Below are 1456 nucleotides of genomic sequence, written 5' to 3'. Positions count from 1 at the left end.
CTAGTACGGCAGCCGCCATTCGTGAGGTGACCTCGGGTCCCGCGGGAACGAGGACGGCCACCGCATGATCGTCTGTGCGTTGTGGACACAACATTCAACCTTGCGGTGGCCGAGAGCCACAGCGTAGAGCCTGCCCGGTGGCGTCGAACCATCGACCTGGTGATCGACTCGTTCGCCGGCCGGTTCTCCCGGGTAGAGCCTCGTCGGGCGGCGGCGGGGTTCGTCACCGGGCTGCTCGCTGACCTGGAGATCAAGACCTGCTGGCAGCTGGCGGAGCAGGCCGGACATGCCCGGCCGGATGCGATGCAGAGGTTGCTGTACCGGGCCAAGTGGGACGCCGACGCGGTGCGTGACGACGTGCGTCAGGTCGTCGTCGACCGGCTCGGTGACCCCGACGGTGTCCTCGTCGTCGACGAGACCGGCGATCTGAAGAAGGGCGTGCACTCGGTCGGTGTCCAGCGTCAATACACCGGAACCGCCGGGCGGATCGAGAACGCGCAGGTCGGGGTGTTCCTGGCGTATGCCAGCAGGCACGGTCACACCCTGATCGACCGCAGGGTCTACCTGCCGCGGTCCTGGACCGACGACCGCGGCCGATGCGAGCAGGCCGGGATCCCGGACGACGTCGTGTTCGCCACCAGGTCCGAGTTGGCCGACGACATGATCACCGCCGCCGTCAACGCCCTGGTCCCGGCCCGGTGGGTCGCCGCGGACGAGGCCTACGGCAACAACACCCGGCTACGCAGTGAGCTGCGCAAACTCCGGCTGGGCTACGTCCTGGCGGTCTCCTGCGATCACCTCGTGCCGATCGACCGCGGCAAAACCCGTAGTCGCGCTGACCGGCTGGCCGCCGGTCTGCCCGCCACCGGCTGGACCCGGCGCAGTGCTGGCGACGGTTCGAAAGGGCCACGGTTCTACGACTGGGCCTGGCTGGCCGACGTCGGCGCTGACGGTGACCCGGACGACGACGGCCGGCACAGTCTGCTGATCCGCCGCAACGATACGACCGGTGAGCTGGCCTTCTACCGCTGTTGGGCGCCGGGCCCGGTCACGCTCGCCCAGCTGGTGCGGGTGGCGGGAGTCCGGTGGATCGTGGAGGAGAGTTTTCAGGCGGGAAAGGGCCAGGTCGGGATGGACCAGCACCAAGTCCGCCGCTGGACGTCCTGGCACCGGTTCACCACCCTCGCCCTGGCTGCCCTTGCCGTCCTCGCGATCTGCGCCGCCGACGCCCGAACCGCGGACCGGCCCGCTCAGCCCGACATGATCGAACTGACCGTCAACGAGATCCGCCGCCTGATCAACGTCTTACTGATCCGGCCGACGCGCAGCATCGCCTACCGTTTGCGCTGGTCACACTGGCGGCGCCGTCACCAGGCACGAGCCAGACGAGCCCACTATGCCCGCCGCCTCACCCTCGAACTCCAGCCATGATCACGAATGGCGGCTGCCGTACTAG

The 1456-nt window shown here is 68.8% G+C and carries 1 protein-coding gene; it reads left to right on the top strand.

All coding sequences use genetic code 11. The features are described 5' to 3' along the window. The first annotated feature begins 150 nt into the window (after window positions 1–150). Window positions 151–1431, top strand: a complete 1281-nt coding sequence (locus ACH442_RS48010; RefSeq protein ID WP_396344923.1) for an IS701 family transposase — start codon at window positions 151–153, stop codon at window positions 1429–1431. Window positions 1432–1456 lie beyond the last annotated feature (25 nt).

The sequence above is a fragment of the Actinoplanes sp. NPDC020271 genome (assembly GCF_044388125.1).
In the GTDB taxonomy this organism is placed as follows: domain Bacteria; phylum Actinomycetota; class Actinomycetes; order Mycobacteriales; family Micromonosporaceae; genus Actinoplanes.
Note: the sequence above shows the minus strand (reverse complement) of the source record. Positions and strands in the feature narration are given on the sequence as shown.